This is a genomic window from Nocardiopsis coralliicola (genome assembly GCF_054779695.1).
In genome coordinates, this window is the sequence record NZ_BAAGXT010000003.1 from 1 (window position 1) to 16,985 (window position 16,985).

12 protein-coding genes are annotated in these 16,985 nt (G+C 75.6%); 2 read left to right on the forward strand and 10 right to left on the reverse strand.

The annotated features are described in order from the left end of the window. From ACYVGT_RS03445 to dapB, 4 genes are all read right to left on the reverse strand, one after another. Positions 1 to 361: urease accessory UreF family protein (locus ACYVGT_RS03445; RefSeq protein ID WP_460854899.1), on the reverse strand; the 361-nt coding region annotated here is incomplete at its 3' end. A gap of 184 nt (positions 362 to 545) precedes the next feature. Beyond that, positions 546 to 2,261 (reverse strand): urease subunit alpha, encoded by a 1,716-nt coding sequence (locus ACYVGT_RS03450; RefSeq protein ID WP_460854900.1) that lies wholly within the window; start codon positions 2,259 to 2,261, stop codon positions 546 to 548. Continuing rightward, on the reverse strand, positions 2,258 to 2,977 hold the full coding sequence (locus ACYVGT_RS03455) for an urease subunit gamma (RefSeq protein ID WP_460854901.1): 720 nt from the start codon (positions 2,975 to 2,977) through the stop codon (positions 2,258 to 2,260). The genes ACYVGT_RS03450 and ACYVGT_RS03455 overlap by 4 nt, the downstream gene beginning before the upstream one ends. A gap of 363 nt (positions 2,978 to 3,340) precedes the next feature. Continuing rightward, entirely contained in the window at positions 3,341 to 4,084 is a 744-nt protein-coding gene (dapB, locus tag ACYVGT_RS03460) for a 4-hydroxy-tetrahydrodipicolinate reductase (protein ID WP_460854902.1), read from the reverse strand. Positions 4,085 to 4,297: 213 nt separating this feature from the next. Between dapB and ACYVGT_RS03465 the strand changes: the two genes are divergently transcribed. After that, positions 4,298 to 5,443, forward strand: coding sequence for a beta-propeller fold lactonase family protein (locus ACYVGT_RS03465; protein WP_460854903.1), 1,146 nt, complete (start codon positions 4,298 to 4,300; stop codon positions 5,441 to 5,443). 1,128 nt (positions 5,444 to 6,571) lie between these two features. On the opposite strand, the gene egtD is transcribed toward ACYVGT_RS03465, so the two are convergent. From egtD to ACYVGT_RS03490, 5 genes are all read right to left on the reverse strand, one after another. Beyond that, the gene (gene egtD / locus ACYVGT_RS03470; RefSeq protein ID WP_460854904.1) at positions 6,572 to 7,552 is read right to left on the reverse strand and encodes an L-histidine N(alpha)-methyltransferase; all 981 of its coding nucleotides are present in this window, start codon (positions 7,550 to 7,552) and stop codon (positions 6,572 to 6,574) included. Continuing rightward, a complete protein-coding gene (locus tag ACYVGT_RS03475; RefSeq protein WP_460854905.1) occupies positions 7,528 to 8,517 on the reverse strand; it encodes a class II glutamine amidotransferase in 990 nt (329 codons plus the stop codon). The genes egtD and ACYVGT_RS03475 overlap by 25 nt, the downstream gene beginning before the upstream one ends. After that, on the reverse strand, positions 8,517 to 9,911 hold the full coding sequence (gene egtB, locus ACYVGT_RS03480) for an ergothioneine biosynthesis protein EgtB (RefSeq protein ID WP_460854906.1): 1,395 nt from the start codon (positions 9,909 to 9,911) through the stop codon (positions 8,517 to 8,519). Before egtB ends, ACYVGT_RS03475 begins: the two co-directional genes overlap by 1 nt. 423 nt (positions 9,912 to 10,334) lie before the next feature. After that, entirely contained in the window at positions 10,335 to 11,558 is a 1,224-nt protein-coding gene (egtA, locus tag ACYVGT_RS03485; protein ID WP_460854907.1) for an ergothioneine biosynthesis glutamate--cysteine ligase EgtA, read from the reverse strand. Positions 11,559 to 11,724: 166 nt separating this feature from the next. Next, positions 11,725 to 12,180 (reverse strand): GNAT family N-acetyltransferase, encoded by a 456-nt coding sequence (locus ACYVGT_RS03490; protein ID WP_460854908.1) that lies wholly within the window; start codon positions 12,178 to 12,180, stop codon positions 11,725 to 11,727. Between the two features lie 858 nt (positions 12,181 to 13,038). Between ACYVGT_RS03490 and ACYVGT_RS03495 the strand changes: the two genes are divergently transcribed. Next, complete coding sequence (locus ACYVGT_RS03495; protein ID WP_460854909.1) at positions 13,039 to 15,021, forward strand: acyl-CoA dehydrogenase family protein; 1,983 nt, start codon at positions 13,039 to 13,041, stop codon at positions 15,019 to 15,021. 695 nt (positions 15,022 to 15,716) lie between these two features. On the opposite strand, the gene ACYVGT_RS03500 is transcribed toward ACYVGT_RS03495, so the two are convergent. Beyond that, positions 15,717 to 16,808 carry an acetate/propionate family kinase gene (locus ACYVGT_RS03500; protein ID WP_460855124.1) on the reverse strand — a complete coding sequence of 364 codons (1,092 nt, stop codon included), beginning with the start codon at positions 16,806 to 16,808 and terminating at the stop codon, positions 15,717 to 15,719. Positions 16,809 to 16,985 lie beyond the last annotated feature (177 nt).

Below are 16,985 nucleotides of genomic sequence, written 5' to 3' on the forward strand. Positions count from 1 at the left end.
GGTGCTCGGCGGCGAGCCGCCAGGCGAGCCGGGCCGGCCCGCGGCCGAGCGCCGCCGACGCCTCGCGAAGGGCCGGGCTGGGCGTGCGCGCGGCGAGCGCGGCCTGCACCGGGCCGTAGTCGGCGGGGGCGGAGCGGGCCGCATGGAGCGCGGCGACCGCGGCGGCCGCCTCGGTGACCGCGATCGAGGCGAGCCGACCCCGCAGGTACTCCGGGATCCGCTCTTCGGACAGGCCCGCCTCCAGGGCGGCCTCCAGCGTCGCGGAGTGCGCGTGGCCGCCCGTGGGCAGCCGCGCGTCGGCCAGCAGCAGGGTGCCGAGCGCTCCGGTATCGGCGGGGCGGGCCGTGCCGTCGGTGCCCACGGGTGCTCCTTTCTCTTCGGTCGGCGGGCGCACAGCCCCGGCCCGGGTGCCGCCGATGGCGGCTGTCCCCCGGGCCGAGCGGGCGAGGCTGCGCGGAAACCGCGGCGCGGGGGCGGCCCCGCGCCGTCGTGCCGGGCGGGTTCCGTGCGCGGCAGGGGGCTGCCGGTGCGGGGCGCGGCCCCGGTCAGAACAGCGAGTAGCGCTGCGCCAGCGGCAGCTCGGAGACGGGCCCGTCGGCGCCGTCCGGGTCGACATCGCGGCCGTCGATGGCCACCCGGAAGGTCTCCGGGTCCACCGTGATCTCCGGGCACGCCGTGTTGTTGGGCATGTCCGCCTTGGTCAGGCCGCGGGTGTCGGCCAGCGGAACGAGCCGCCGGCGCAGCCCGAGCCGGTCGGCGAGGCCCGCGTCCAGGGCGGCGGGCGCCGCGAAGGAGACCGACAGGTCGGCTGCGGCACCGGCGGCGATGCCGGGCCGCAGCAGCATCGGCTGGCCGGTGGGGATGGAGGCGTTGAGGTCGCCCTGGGGGGCGATGAGCACCGCACCGCCCTTCACCACCGCGGCCGGGCGGATGCCGAAGTAGGCGCGGTCCCACAGCACCAGGTCGGCGAGCTTGCCCGGCTCGATCGAGCCGACCTCGTCGCCGATGCCCGCTGCCACGGCCGGGCAGACGGTGTACTTGGCGACGTAGCGGCGGGCCCGCTCGTTGTCGGCCGGCAGCGGCGAGCCGGCCCGGCCGTGCCGCGCCTTCATCACGTGGGCGACCTGCCAGGTGCGGGTCACGACCTCGCCGGACCGGCCCATCGCCAGGGCGTCGGAGGAGGTCATGGAGATCGCGCCGAGGTCCTGGAGAAGGTCTTCGGCGGCCATGGTCGTGTCCCGGATTCGGGAGTCGGCGAACTGGACGTCGGCCTCGACGTCGGGGTTGAGGTGGTGGCAGACCATGAGCATGTCGTGGTGCTCGGCCACGGTGTTCACGGTGAACGGCAGGGTGGGGTTGGTCGAAGAGGGCAGGATGTTGTCCTCGCCCGCCACGACGATCATGTCCGGTGCGTGCCCGCCGCCGGCGCCCTCGGAGTGGAAGATGTGGATGCCGCGGCCGCGGATCGCCCCGAGGGTGTCGCCGACGTAGCCGGCCTCGTTGAGGCTGTCGGCGTGCAGCGAGACCTGGATGCCGAAGGCGTCGGCGGCGCGGAGCGCTGCGTCGATCGCGGCGGGCGTGGCGCCCCAGTCCTCGTGCACCTTGAATCCGCCGGCGCCGGCCATGACCTGCTCGCGCAGCGCCGGGAAGCCGACGGTGTTGCCCTTGCCGAGGATGACCGCGTTGACCGGCACGTCGTCCAGGGCGCGGTGCACCAGCTCCAGGTTCCACGGCCCCGGGGTGACGGTGGTGGCCTTGCTGCCTTCGGCCGGTCCGGTACCGCCGCCGATCACGGTGGTGACGCCGCTCGCGAGGCCCTCGATGAGCGCCTCGGGGTTGAGGAAGTGCACGTGGGAGTCGATGCCGCCGGCGGTGAGGATCCGGCCTTCGCCGGCCAGAACCTCGGTGCCGGGGCCGATCACCAGGTCGGGGTGGATGCCGTCGGCGGTGTCGGGGTTGCCGGCCTTGCCGACCGCGGTGATGCGGCCGCCGCGCACCCCCACGTCGGCGCGGACGATGCCCCAGTGGTCGAGCACCACGACGTTGGTGATGACCATGTCGAGGGCGCCCTCGGCGCGGGTGGCGGCGGACTGCAGCATGGATTCGCGGATCGACTTGCCGCCGCCGAAGACGGCTTCGTCGCCGCCGGCGCAGCGGTCCTCCTCGACCTCGATCCACAGGTCGGTGTCGCCCAAGCGCACCCGGTCGCCGGTGGTGGGGCCGTACAGCGCCGCATACTCGGTGCGGGGGATGCCGGTCACAGGCTGCCGCCTTCCGCTGCTGCGGCGGCGACTGCGCCGTCGGCGGCGATCACCTCTCCGGCGCTGCGCACCCGGATGCCGGGCACCATGCCGCGGCCGCCCAGGCGGACCGCCTGGACCATGCGCTCGTCGCCGGGCTGGAGGCGCAGCGAGGTGCCGGCCGGGATGTCCAACCGGAAGCCGGTGGCCAGCGAGCGGTCGCCGTCCGACCCTGCCCCGTCGGTGCTGGTGACGGCGACGGCGCCGTTGATGTCGGCGAGGTGGATGTGCGACCCGATCTGCACCGGCCGGTCTCCGTCGTTGCGCAGGACCACCGTGCGCACCTCGCGCCCGGTGTTGATGGGCACGTCGCCCTCGCCGAGGTGCAGGGCGCCGGGGGCGTCGGCGGGGTCCCCCGCCTCCGTGCCGTCCGCCGGGCGGATGGCGTGGCTGAGCGTCACGAGCTTGCGGCCGTCCGGGAAGGTGGCCTCCACCTGGACGTGGTCCACCATCTCGGGCACCCCGGGCATGACGCGGTCGGCGGTCAGCACGTGCTGGCCGTCGGCCATCAGCTGCTCGACGGTCGCGCCCTCGCGGGCGCGCTCCACCGCCCAGCAGGACAGCAGGGCGACGGCTTCGGGGTAGTTGAGCAGCACCCCGCGCTCCATCCGGTCCCGCGCAACCATTCCGGCCACGCTCAGTAGCAGTTTCTCCCGATCTGACGGGGTCAAGAACATCGATCCTCCACAGCGCACGAATAGCGCACAACGACACAGCGCACAACGAAGGCAGCCGTCGGCCAGGATGGCCGACGGAGGCGATACGGCGTTTCGAGCCGATGACAGCGGTGTGAAGACTCGTCGGAGCACGGGTACGGCTCGTCCGAGGCGTGCGGGCGTAGTGGCGGCGGCGGCACAGATCGGCGCGCGAACGGCCACGTCACAGCGGGCACGCGGGTCATCGGATCATCGGCTGATACGGAAGATAGCATGACGCCCGCGCGTGCGCGCCCCTGACCGTGTGTGACACGGCGCCGGCCACACACGACGGCGCCCCGCACACCGGTGCGGGGCGCCGTGGCCGGGTTCGGGCGGGTCGTCTCAGTCCAGGCCGAGCAGCGGCTCCAGGCCGAGGGTGAGCTGCTCGGGCAGGTCGGCCACGCGGCGCACGCCGAGCAGGACACCGGGCATGAACGAGGCCCGGTTCATCGAATCGTGGCGGATCTTCAGCGTCTCGCCGTGCGTGCCGAACACCACTTCCTGGTGCGCGATCAGGCCGGTCATCCGCAGCGCGTGCACCCGCACGCCGTCGACGTCGGCGCCGCGGGCGCCGGCGATCTCGGAGGTGGTGGCGTCGGGCATCGGTTCCGCCCCGGCGTCGGCGCGCGCCTGGGCGACCAGCTGCGCCGTGCGGTAGGCGGTTCCGCTGGGCGCGTCCGCCTTGTTCGGGTGGTGCAGCTCCACGATCTCGGCGGACTCGAAGTAGGGGGCCGCCTTGGCCGCGAAGTTCATCATCAGCACCGCGGCGATGCCGAAGTTCGGCGCGATCAGCACATGCACGCCGGGGTGCGCGGCGAGGATGTCACGCACCTCGCTGATCCGCTCCTCGTCGAAGCCGCTGGTGCCGACGACGGCGTGGATGCCGTTCTCAGCGAGCCAGCGGAGGTTGCCCATCACCGCGTCGGGGTGGGTGAAGTCGACGACGACCTCGGCTCCGCGGACCGCGTCGCGCTCGCCGGCCGCGTCGGCCATGCCGGCGAGCTCGGTGTCGGCGGCCTCGTCGACCGCCCGGACGATTTCAGACCCCATGCGCCCGCGGGCGCCGAATACTCCTACCTTGATCACGCGCCCAGCCTAGAGGACCGGCCCGCTCTGCTCAGCGGCTCCGCCGGGCGCGTGCCCTGTTGCCCTCCTCCCACTCGGCTGCGGCGGCCCCGGCGGCGCAGCCGGGGCCGGCTTGGGCGCGGCGGCACCCGTTCCGGCCGGTCCCGCTGACAAGATCCCAGGTGGAGGCATGCGGGGGCGGCCCGCGGCAGGCGAGCGAACGGAGGAGTGTCGATGCTGCAGGGGCACGGGGCGCTGCGGTCCGGTCCGACCGCGGCGGTGGCCGGCGCGCTGGTTCTGGCCGCCGCGGGCTGTTCGGGCGCGGGCGGCGGAAGCGCCGGGGGCGCGCAGGACGCCGCGATGGACGCGTCCCCTTCCGCGGGCGGCGGAAGCGGGATGGTCTACGTCCTGGACAACGCCGAGGAGAACACGGTGACGGCGTACAAGCCCACCAACGACGGCAGCCTGCGGCCGGCGGGCAGCACGCCGACCGGCGGCGCCGGAACGGGCGAGCCGGCCGAGTCGCAGGGCGCGCTGCAGCTGTCGCCGGACGGGAAGTGGCTGTTCGCCGTCGACGCGGGCAGCCGCGAGGTGTCGGTGCTGCGCACCGGCGACGGAGCGCCGGAGGCGGTACACCGGGTGCGGATGGACGAGGGCACCCCGGTCAGCATCGACGCGACGGCGAGCCGGCTGGTGGTGCTGACCGCGGGCGGCGGTGCGGACCCAGCGGTGCACTCCTATGCCGTGGACGGTGAGGGCAAGCCCGCACCCGCCGGCCAGCCGCAGCCGATCAACGCGGCCGACGCCGAGCCGACGCAGGTGGCGCTCTCCTCGGACGGGCGCAGCGCGGTGGTCGCCGAGCGCGCCACGGATACGCTGACGACCTACGACGTGGCGGAGAACGGCGAACTGTCCGCTCCCCGGACGCTGCCCTCCAGCGGCAGCGAGCCCTTCGGCCTGGCGTTCTCGCCCTCCGACCCGGAACTGCTGGTGTCCACGGCCGGAGCCGGTGACGGCACCGCTGCGGCCTACACGGTCCGGGCCGGCTCGCTGGAGTCGCAGGGCGAGGCGATCGGCGCAGGCGTGCGCGACCCGCGCGGTGCCGCCCTCTCCTCGGACGGGCACGTCTACGTGGCAGGCCACGGCAGCGGAACGCTGGCCCCGATGGAGGTCACCGCAAGCGGCCCCGAGCCGATGGGCGACCCCGTCGAAGCGGGTCCGAACACCTTCGACGTCGCCCTCAACGAAGAGGCCGGCTCCGTCTACGCCCTCGCCGACGACGGCATCCACACCTACGCCGTCAACCCCGACGGCACCCTGACCGGCGGCGGCATCACCGCTCTGGCCGCCCCGGCGGCCGGCATCGCGGCCGGGCAGTAGAGAGGCGGCGCAGGGCCCCGGGAGAACGAACTCGCGACATAAAGAAATGGACGGCTTCGCCGGCCGCCTTTCCGCGATGTCCCGGCGCTTCAGGATGGGTGCGCGGCCAGAGTTCCTTCTGGTCGCGGGCTCGGACGGCTGAGACCGCAGGCTCCCGCTTCTCGGTAGCCGGCCACCGATGATCAGTGCGTCGGACAAGCGTAGAAACGACAGCAACGGCGCGGCACAGCTGGGGCCCGGGCGGGCCGCGTGGCGGGCGCGGGGGCAAATGCCAGGAAAACGAACACCGCAACGGGGGCCTGCAAAACACCGCCCAGTCAGAAGACGCCCTGCCCCTACAGGCCCTGCGCGGCGAGCCCGATCTAGCGCCACGCCGACCTGCACAAACACGGAGCCACACAGCGCGGCGCTGCCCGGTTCCCGCCCACCCGCCTTTTCCGCGCCCGGTCGACGCGAAGGCGCGGGCCGTGGCGTCGCATTGGCCGCTTTTGGGCGATATGGGGCGGGAGAGGCTGCACCGCCCCGCACAAAGGAACGCGATGCCCTCCTGCGCGTGGGCTCCCACGCCGGACACCCGGGATCCGTCAGTGATCGGCGACCGGTTGGGGCCGATATCTCGCCACGCAGAGTGAAGATGGCCCGGTGAATGGGCCGCGGAGCGGTCACGCCCCCGGATTCCGCGCATCCGCCCTCGAAAAGGCGGGAGTCGTGGCCCCGGTGCGGTGCTACCAGCGGTTCGCGGACCACCCACCCGCACCCGGCCCGCCAGCCGCGGCGCCTGCAGCCCCTGCGGCCCCCCACTGTTCACACCCGTCACACCAGCCCCGACTGGCACCCGGCCTCCCTCGCACGGGAGGCCGCAACCTCTCCCGCCTCTGCAAGCACACCCGCCCCGCGACACGCCCGCGCCCGGCCGCCGACCGAGGGCCCGGGTCCCCGCACCGTCGCTGCCGCCTTTCGCCTCTGCGACGCGCTGACCAGCGGACAGCCGGCTACCGAGGGGCGGGAGCCCTCGGTCTCAGCCGATGCCCCGCGACCAGCAGCACACCAGGCCGCACACCGGTCCCGCAGCGGCGGGACGGAGTGAGAGGGACTACCGGCGCAGCCTCCGTTGCCTTGATGCAGCCGTCACTCCACCGCGGGGCGGGCGAGGAGGAGGGCGAAGTCGCCGTCGGGGTCGGTCCACCAGTGGGTGAGGGCGAGGCCGGCGGCGGCGAGGTCGGCGGACAGGGTGGTGCGGCGGAACTTGGCGGAGATTTCGGTGCGCATCTCCTCGCCGTCGGCGAAGGCGGCCTCCAGGTCGAGGTCCTTGACCCGGACGCGCTGGGCGCCGCGGGCGCGTAGGCGCATTTCGATCCACTCGCGCTCGGCGTCCCAGACGGCGACGTGGTCGAACCGGTCCGGTTCGAAGTCGGCTTCCAGCTCGCGGTTGACCACCCGCAGCACGTTCCGGTTGAACTCCGCGGTGACGCCGCGCGCGTCGTCGTAGGCGGCGACCAGCCGCGCCGGGTCCTTGACCAGGTCGGCACCGAGGAGCAGGGCGCCCCGGCCGCCGGATCCAGGGGTGATGAGGCGCCGGAGCCGGGACAGGAAGGCGATCCGCGGCTGCGGCGGCAGGTTGCCGATGGTCGACCCGAGGATGGCCACCGTCTGCGCTCCGGGCGGGAGCACGTCCAGCTGCGTCTCGAAGTCGGCGGCGTGGCCGGAAACCTCCAGGCCCGGATAGTCGGCCGCGATCCGGGCGGCCGCGTCGGCGAGGAAGTCGCCGCTGACGTCGACCGGCAGGTAGCGGGCGCCCGGGCCGGCGGCGGTGAGGGCGTCCAGCAGCAGCCGGGTCTTCTCGCCGGAGCCGGCGCCCAGCTCGACCAGGACCCGGTTGCCGGCCGCCGCCATGATCTCCGCTGCGCGCTCGCGCAGGATCCCCGCCTCAGCGCGGGTCGGGTAGTACTCGGGCAGCCGGGTGATCTCGTCGAACAGGACGCTGCCCCGCTCGTCGTAGAACCACTTCGGCGGCAGCTCCTTCGGCTCCGCTGCCAGGCCGGCCGCGACGTCGCGGCGGAGTGCCCGGCCGAGATCGTCCGGGGTCAGATGGCGCGCGATGTCGGCCACGGGTCCTCCGATGTCGGGTGCGGGTGCTCGGTGTCCGCCGGCTGTCCGTCCAGCTGTTCCGTGCGCTGCGCTGTACCGCTGCCGCCGGCGGGATGTTCCGGTGCGCTGGGAGGTTCCAGACCGACCGCTGTCCACGGGGGCGCGGCGCCGGCGGCCAGCGCGGACAGCGGCGCCCAGCGCACGCCGCCGGCGTCGGCGACGACCACCGAGCCCTCGGGCAGCCGACGCCAGGCCGAGTGGTTGTCGAGCGGCTCCGAGGAGAGCACGGTGCCGCCGGCTCCGTCGCCGGAGGGGAGACCGCCTGGTCCGGACGCGGCCGCCCGGGACTCCACGCCGGAGGGCTCCAGCCGGCCGGCGTAGAGCGTGTCGCCGCTGACCACCGCGGCGAGGCGGGCGCCGTCCGCGGCGAGCAGGGTGTACCGGCCGCGCGCCGCGGCCGCGGCGCGCACCGCTGCGCGCGCCAGCCCGGCCGCCGTGTCCGCGCCCGCCAGCCAGCACCGGACCGCCTCGGCGAACACCGCAGCCGAGTCGACCGGCGCGCGGGTATCCAGCACGTCCGGCACCGGAGCGCCGAGTGCGGCGAACAGCGCGGCGTCGTCGTCGGCCGCGCCGTTGTGGCTGAAGAGCCGGCCGGCGCCGCGGAACGGCTGCGCTCCGGACTCGTCGGAGCCGAACCCGGGGGTGGCGTCGCGGACGGCCGCCACCGCACACTGCGCGGTCAGCGCGCTAGCCGCGTCGGCGAACGACGCGTCCCCCCAGATCGGAAGCGACCGGCGGTACCGGAGCGGGGCGCCGGGGGCCGGCGGCGGACCGGGGTACCAGCCGGCGCCGAAGCCGTCGGCGTTGACGGTGCCGTTCCGCTGCTCGCGCGGCGCGTACGCCTGGTGCTCCAGCGCGTGCGGCCGGCCGTACAGCAGTGCGGCCAGGGACGCCGGCGGGCCGAGGTAGGCCAGGTGGCGGCACATCAGCCCGCCTCCGCTTCGCCCGGAGCGCCCGCACCCGGCGGTGCCGTGCGGGCGAGCCGGAAGCCGCTGAAGATCTGGCGGCGGATCGGCAGGTCCCAATTGCGGAAGGTGCCCCGCACCGCGGTGGGATCGGTGGCCCAGGAGCCGCCGCGCAGCACCCGGTAGCCGTCGCCGAAGAACACTTCGGAGTACTCGCGGTAGGGGAACGCGGCGAAGCCCGGGTAGCCGTCGAACGCGGTCGCGGTCCACTCCCAGACATCGCCGATGAGCTGGCGGACGCCGAGCGGCGAGGCGCCGTCCGGGTAGCAGCCGGCCGGTGCGGGGCGGAGCCGCCGCTGACCGAGGTTGGCCTGGTCGGGCCCCGGGTCGGTGTCGCCCCACGGGTAGCGGCGGGACCGGCCGGCAGCGGGGTCCCAGCGCGCCGCCTTCTCCCATTCGGCCTCGGTGGGCAGGCGGCGGCCGGCCCAGCGGGCGTGGGCCTCGGCCTCGTAGAAGCTCACGTGCTGGACGGGCTCGCCGGGCGGCAGCGGTTCAATGCGGCCGAAGCGGCGGCGGAGCCAGCCGCCGCCGTCGCGGCGCCAGAACGCGGGGGCCTCGGCCCCCCGCTCGCACCGCCAGGCCCAGCCGGCGGTGCTCCACCAGCGGCGGTCGGTGTAGCCGCCGTCGGCGATGAAGGCGGCGTGTTCGGCGTTGGTGACCGGGCGGACGGCCAGGTAGAACGCCGGCACATGCACGGTGTGGGCGGGCCGCTCGTTGTCGTAGGCCCACGGGTCGGCGGTGGTGCCCATGGTGAACGGCCCGCCCGGCACGAGGACTTCACCGGGGCCGGCCGGGTCTGCCTGGCCGGGCGCCGGCCCGGGGGCGGCCTCGTCCAGGACGGGTGCGCCCCTGCGCAGCTGGTGGGTGGCGAGCATGGTCTCGTCGTGCTGGTGCTCGTGCTGGATCACCATCGCATAGACGAAGCCGCCGGCGCTGAGGCCGCCGCGTTCGGCGAGCGGCGCCCGCTCCAGGGTGCCGAGGACTTCGCGGCGCACCCGCGCGTTGTACTCGCTCGCCTCGCCGGGCCGCAGCAGCGGCAGCTGGACCCGGTCGGCACGCGGGTTCTCGAAGGCGTCGTAGAGGACGTCGATGTCCGGCCGGAGCGCGTCCCGGCCCGCGGCGGCGCGCAGCAGCCACTGCTCCTCGTAGTTGCCGACGTGGGCGTAGTCCCACACCAGCGGCGACATGAGCGGCGAGTGCTGCGCGGTGAGCTCGTCCTCGTCGAGCGCGTGCACGGTGAGGCCCTCGCTGCGGCGGCGGACGCCCTCCAGTTCCTCGGCCAGCCGCGCTCGCAGCTGTTCGGGATCCTCGGCCGGCGCGATCGCGCCGAGCAGCTGTTCGGACGGTTCAGTCATCGGCTCCTCCTCGATGGGCGGACGGATTTCCGTCCACCGCACGCACGGGTCGGGTTCGGCGCGGCCGGATCCACGGGCGGCCCGTGGCGGTAACCGCCGGCGGGTTCGTTGCGCACGCCGCGGACGGCGGGGCCGCTCCTGCTCCGGCCGCCGCAGGCGGCTGCGGGAACCGCGGGACGCGCCCGGCACGCGGGATCGGCGGCCAGGCGGGGCCGCTGGCCGCGCAGCCGCGGCACCGCCGGCCCGCCGGTCCGCGCCCGGATGCCCGCGGTGGCGGGGGTCCCGGCTGCCGGGCCGCGGAGCGTCGGCCGGTCCGGGGATCTTCGGGCAGCGCAAGCGGGCCGCTGCGGCGGATGGGGCAGGCGGTGAAGCTGGTTAGCCATGGGGCTCCTCGGCGGAGTGCGGGGCGGCGGAGTGCGCCGGTCAGCTGGCACCCAGAACGCTGGGCGCGGGCACGCGGTCCGCGTCGTCGGCCGGGCAGCGGGACCGCTCGGTGTAGCGGTCCCGGTAGGCGTCGACGAGGGCGGCCAGTGGCAGGGCTCCCGCGCGGGACAGGGCGGCGGACGCGGCAGCGAAGCAGGTGCGGGCGGCAGCGGCCAGCGGCGGGTCGCCGAGTGCGTCTCGGGCGGCCCGCAGCCATAGGCCGGTGCTGCCGTCCGCCGCCCCCGGGCCGTGCAGCAGGTGTACGGCCCGCTCGGCCTCTTCAGCGGCTGCAGCGTCGTCGAGCAGGGCCGCGGCGACGGCCAGCGGCACCGGCCACCAGGGCGCCGGCAGGGCGTCGATCATGCGCAGCTCGTACCAGCCGCGCGGCCGAACCGGCGGGAAGAGCATGCTCAGGTGCAGTTCCAGGTCGTCGGTGCCGGGCGGCCGGGGGCCGCCGCCGGCGATCCACTCGGCGAGCGTCATGCCGCCGGGCAGCCACGGGCCGTCGTCGCTGCGGACCGCCATGACGCGGGCGCGCAGCGCGTAGTCGGTCCAGGCCGCCACCGGATCGGTGCCGCCGACGGGGCGGGTGCGGTCCGCGTCGATGCCGGCCCACACCGCCCACCGCGCGGAGCGCCAGCCGGTCGGGCCGCCGCGCCAGACCGGGGAGTTGGCGAATGCTGCGGTGAGCACCGGCCCGAGGCGGTGCAGCAGCCGCCAGCGCCGCGCGGCGTCCGCCGGGTCGGCGCCGATATCGAGGCAGACCTGCAGGGACGCGGTGGAGCACATCATGGTGCGGCCGCTGGGGCCGCCGGCGTCGAAGTAGCGCTCCATGGCGGTGTAGCGCTCGACCTGGAGCTGGCGGTGCGGCGGGCGCAGCGGGTCGAGGCCGCAGCCTTCGAGGCGCAGGCCGGCTCCGGTGAGCGCTGCGGTGAGATGGGCGAGGTCCGCGTCGAGGGCGGCGTGCGCCGCGGCGGGCCCCTGCAGCGGCGGGGAGCTGAGCTCGACCTGGCCGCCGGGTTCGAAGGTGACGGTGCTCCCGGCCGGAGGTGGTCCGGCCGCCTCGACGAGGGTGCGGAGCAGGGTGAGCGGAACGGGGCGTTCGGGTGCGCCGGGGTCTCTGACCAGCCATTCGGCCTCGGCTCCGACGAGCCCCGGAGGGCCGTTCTTGAAGCAGATGCCCTTGATGTAGTCGTGGACGTCGCTCTCGGTCAGCCGGTGCATGACCGACTCCCTTCGCTGGAGTGCCGCGCGCGCTGCCTGCGCGGACGGATTCGCTGCGCCGGGTCCCCCGCTTGCGCCGGAAACGTCCATGCCCGGGCGCGGGCCGGCGAGAACCTCGCCGGCGGCGGAAACCGCCGGAGCGGCGGCCCGCCGCTGTCCGCTTCTGTTACGCGAGCGGCGCGTGGTAGGTCTCGGCAGCCAGCGTGAACCCCGAACCCCAGAGGAACGCCTGCTGCTGGGCGTGGCCGGGCGCGACGCTGACGACGAGCCGCTGCGCCCCTGCCTTGAGCAGCCTCCTGCGGGCGCTGTGCAGCAGCGCGGAGCCGACACCCGCCCAGGGCGCGTCGTCGGCGAGCACGAGCGCGTCGATGCGGCCGACGGGCCCGGGTGCCGGGTATCCGGCCGGCGGCCTGCCGATGCCGGCGCTGAGGTAGCCGCCGACGGCGCCGCGGTAGAGGGCCAGCAGGACCAGCACCGAGGCGTCGGCGACCTGCGCGGAGATGCGCGAACGCCAGGTTTCGGCTCCGTCGGCGAGCGCGGTCCCGTGCAGTGCGAGGCGCGCCAGCGCCCCGGTGTCGCCCGCGCTCGCCCGCCGCACGGTGATCCGGGTTTCGGTCGTCATCGTCGACCCCGTTTCTCCCAGCCGAACCACATACAGTCCGGTTTGTCCCCCAATGGGGCGTCTTTCACCCCTCCGGCTGCCGGCGCCTCCCCGACCCGCCGCGCCCGGACCAGCGCAGACCCGCGCCCGCGGCGCGCCGCCCGGGCTTCACGCCGAACCTGCCGTGATGCTTCAGAACGGCGGCACGCGCCGCGCTTCGGCCGGATCTTCCACGGGACTTCTCGTCCGCCGCACCGACCACCGCCGTCCTGCTGCCAGCGGCGAAAGGCCAGCCCGAGCGTCCGCCTGCCGACCGGACTCCGGCGGCAGGGCGACCCCGGCGTCCTCGTCCAGCACCCCCCGCACCGGATGGTGCACCCGCCGCAGGCACTGCCCCGGCCTCGGAGGCCAGGTCACACCGGACAACGCCGCTGCGCTCAGATCCCGCGGACACCCGGGCCGGATGGCGCCGGCCCCGCCGCGACGCTCCGGAAGGACCGGCCCCGCACGCTGCGGACCGATCCGCCGCCCCCACGCAGCCTTGCACTCCGTCGTCCGCGCGCTCGCTCCGCTCCGCGGCCCCCGCCCAGCACTCCGCCTGCCGCTGCGCTGCCGAGCGGCCGTCACCTCCACGCGCCGGAGCCGAGCCACGGGGACACCGGTGAACCAAGGCCGGCGAAGGGAGTCAGGGCGGGTTTTCCTGCCGAGGAGAGGAGAACGCCGCGAGGGGCGTGCCAGGGCTCCGCGCAGCAGGACAGCTGCTCACCAAACACGCCCTGGGGCAGGCGGGAACGGCGGGAGGCGGGGCACGGGGAGAATGGGTCTCGGGTGCCGCACGTGCAGACTGGGGCGCGTCACCGGACTACTTACGGAGGGGCGATGTCGGAGGGGCTGGAGCCGCGCGACGGAGGCGCGGCACTGCGGGCACTGGTGGACGGCCGCTGGGGCGGCGTGCGGGCGTGGGCGCGGGAGGCGCTCACCGGCGAGGAGTTCGCTCCGGTCGCCGGGCTCGGGATGGCGGAGCACCGGGAACGCGTGTCCGGGCAGTTGGCGGCGCTCGCGCAGACGGAGATGCCCGCCTTCGGCTTCCCCGAGCGCGTCGGCGGGAAGGACGACGTCGGCGCCTCCGTCGTGGCGTTCGAGATGCTGGTGTGCGACCTGTCGCTGATGGTCAAGGTCGGCGTGCAGTGGGGCCTGTTCGGCGGCGCCATCACCGCCCTCGGCTCGGACCGCCACCACGACGCCTACCTCCCCGGCGCCATCTCACTGGAGACGCCCGGCTGCTTCGCGATGACCGAGACCGGGCACGGGTCGGACGTGCAGGGGCTGCGCACCACCGCCGACTACGACCCGGACACCGAAGAGTTCGTCCTGCATACGCCGGATGACGCGGCCCGCAAGGACTACATCGGCAATGCCGCCCGCGACGGACGCGCCGCGGTCGTCTTCGCGCGGCTGCGCACCCGCGGCGAGGACCACGGCGTGCACGCCTTCTACGTGCCGATCCGCGACGCCGGCGGCGCTCCGCTGCCCGGGGTCGCCATCGGCGACTGCGGGCCCAAGGGCGGCCTCAACGGCGTCGACAACGGACGGCTCTCCTTCGACCGGGTGCGTGTTCCGCGCGCCGATCTGCTCGACCGCTACGGCGCGGTGGCGGCGGACGGCACCTACTCCAGCCCGATCGAGAACCCCAGCCGCCGCTTCTTCACCATGCTCGGCACCCTCGTGCGCGGCCGCATCAGCGTGGCCGGCGGCGCCGGCACGGCCGCCCGTACGGCGCTGGCGATCGCGGTCCGCTACGCCGAGGAGCGGCGCCAGTTCGACGGGCCCGGCGGCGAAGTCCCGCTGCTCGACTACCGGGCGCACCAGCGCCGGCTGCTGCCCCGGCTGGCCCGCTCCTACGCGCTCGGCTTCGCCCAGGAGGAGCTGGTCGCGGCGCTGCACGACCACTCCACCGGCGCCCGTCCGCTGTCCGAGCACGACCGGCGCGAGCTGGAGTCGCGCGCGGCCGGCCTGAAGGCGGTCGCCACCTGGCAGGCGCTGGACACCCTCCAGACCTGCCGCGAGGCGTGCGGCGGCGCCGGCTACCTGGCGGAGAACCGGCTGACCGGCCTGCACGCCGACACCGACGTCTTCGCGACGTTCGAGGGCGACAACGTGGTGCTGCTGCAGCAGCTCGCCAAGGGCCTGCTCACGGACTACCGGGACGCGTTCGGCGACCTGAACACGCTGCGGATGGCCCGGTACGTGGCCGGCCAGGTGCTGGAGGGCGTCGTGGAGCGCACCGCGGCGCGGTCGCTGATCGAGCGGCTGGTCGCGGCGGCGCCGGGCCGCGGCGACGAGGCCGACCTGTACGACCGCGGGTGGCAGCTGCGGCTGCTGGAGGACCGCGAGGAGCACACCGTCTCCGGACTCGCGCGCCGCCTGCGCCGCGCGTCCGGCGGCGGCGAGCAGCAGGCGTTCGACGTGTTCAACGAGGCGCAGGAGCACGTGCTCAAGGCGGCGCGGGTGCACGTGGACCGGGTGGTGCTGGAGGCGTTCGTCGCGGCGATCGACCGGTGCACCGACCCGACCACGGCCAAGCTCATGGCGCGCGTCTGCGACCTGTACGTGCTGAGCATCGTCGAGGAGGACCGCGCCTGGTTCCTCGAGCACGAGCGGCTGTCGGGCACCCGCGCCAAGGCGGTCTCGGCGGCGGTGGACGAGCTCTGCCGCGGGCTGCGCCCGCACGCGCGCACCCTCGTCGACGGGTTCGGGCTGCCCGACGCCTGGCTCGCGGCGCCGATCATCCTCGGCGACGAAGCCGAGCGCCAGCGCGTCCAGCGCGCCAACAACGCCGCTGACCCGCTCGGCACTTCCTGACCCACCGCACGTCCCGGCCCGCCGCCCGCCTTCGCGGCGGCGGGCCCCGCGGCGGCCGGGCCGCCCGCGACGCCCGCTCCCCGGCCGGGCTCAGAGGGCCGCACCGGCCCGCTCTCCCGGCGCACGGACGACAGGCCTGCCTGCTCAGCCGCTCGTGCGCGGCGAGCCGGCAGCACCGCCGCACGGAGCGGGACAGCCCCGGTCCGCCACCTGGACTGCGGCGGGCCGCGCAGCGGTCCAGGCGCGCGCCACCCGGCCGCCCGGCCGACCCCAGCCCACTCAGCCCGCCGCGGAAACGCCTCGCGGCCGGACGGCTCCCGACCCGGCCGCCCCCGGGCACGCCAGCGATCGCAGGACCGCTCCTCCCCCGCGGCGACCGGCCGTGCCACGGGGCCGGCAGCGCCACTGGGCGCTGCGCGGACCGCCCCGCCTGCGGACCCGCCGCGGGGGACCGCGGTGGGCATGCCGCCGCCGCTGGCCCGGGGGCGGCCGGGGGCTCCGCCTCCCTGTACGACTGGAGGTTCTTGCCCGCCGCGCCGCCTCCGGCCGAAGGCCCGCAGGTGCCGCAGCCCGGCCGGGAGGCGCCCGGCCCCGGCACCCGCCGGCGGCGCGCCCCCTCAGCGGATGCGCTCCGGCTGCGGCGCCGTTCGCCCCGGCGCACCGCTCAGCGCACCGGGGCTCGCCGCCGGCCTCCGTCAGCCCTCCAGCACGGTGCGGACACCGCGGGCGATCTCCAGGTCTTCGCGGGCGGTGATGACGAGGGTGCGCACGGCGGCCCCCGGAGCGGTGATGTCGGCGTCGCCCTGGGCGGCCTCGTTGGCGGCGGTGTCTAGGTGCACGCCGAGGAAGCCGAGGGAGTCGGCCGCGCCGGCGCGGACCCGCGGGTGGTGCTCGCCGACGCCCGCGGTGAACACCAGGGTGTCCAGGCCGCCCAGCGCCGCGGCCATCGCGGCGATCTTGGCGCGCAGCCGGTGCAGGTAGACGTCGAGGCCGAAGCGGGCGTCGGCGTCGCCGGCGTCGATCCGCTCGGCGACCGCGCGCATGTCGGAGTCGCCGGTCAGCCCGCGCAGGCCGCCGCCGCGGTTGAGGCCCTCCGACACTTCGGCGGCGTCCAGGCCGCCGTACTCCAGCAGCCACAGCAGCATTCCCGGGTCGGCGTCGCCGGACCGGGTCGCCATGACGAGCCCTTCGGTCGGCGTGAAGCCCATGGTGGTGTCGGTGCTGATGCCGTCGCGCACCGCCGCCAGCGAGGCCCCCGCGCCGAGGTGGGCCACGACGAGCCGGCCCGCGCTGGGCCGGCCGAGCAGTTCGGCGGAGTGCCGCGCCGAGTAGGCGTGCGAGAGGCCGTGGAAGCCGTACCGGCGGAGTCCGAACCGCTCGCTCCAGGCGGCCGGCACGGCATAGCTGCGGGCGGCCTCCGGCAGCGTCGCGTGGAAGGAGGTGTCGAACGCGGCGACGTGCGGCACGTCCGGCAGCACTGCGCGGGCCGCCTCGATTCCGGCGAGCGACTTGGGCAGGTGCAGCGGCGCCAGGACCGACAGCTCCCGCAGCCGGCCGACCACCGCGCTGTCGATCAGGGTGGGCCCCTGGTAGTCGGGGCCGCCGTGCACGACGCGGTGTCCCACGGCGTCGACGTGCGGCAGGTCGGACAGCGCCGCGTGCAGCTGCTCCTCGGTCAGGTTGCCGCCGCTCAGTTCGACGGTCTGGCGGCCGATCTCCTCGTCCCGCGGGTCCAGGACGGACAGCTTCACGCTGCTCGACCCGGTGTTGATGATCAGCACCTGCAGTCCCATACCGTTGGCCTCCGCTTCCGTGCCCGTGCCGCCCTGGCGCTCCCCTGCTGCTGCGGCACCCCTGCCGCGTCCGCGAGGCGGGCGCTGCGGTGCCGCTGCTCCCGCGCCGTCCCTACGTTGCACGGGCGGGGCCGTCCGGGCGAGGGACGCGCCGGTGCGCCCCCATCCCCT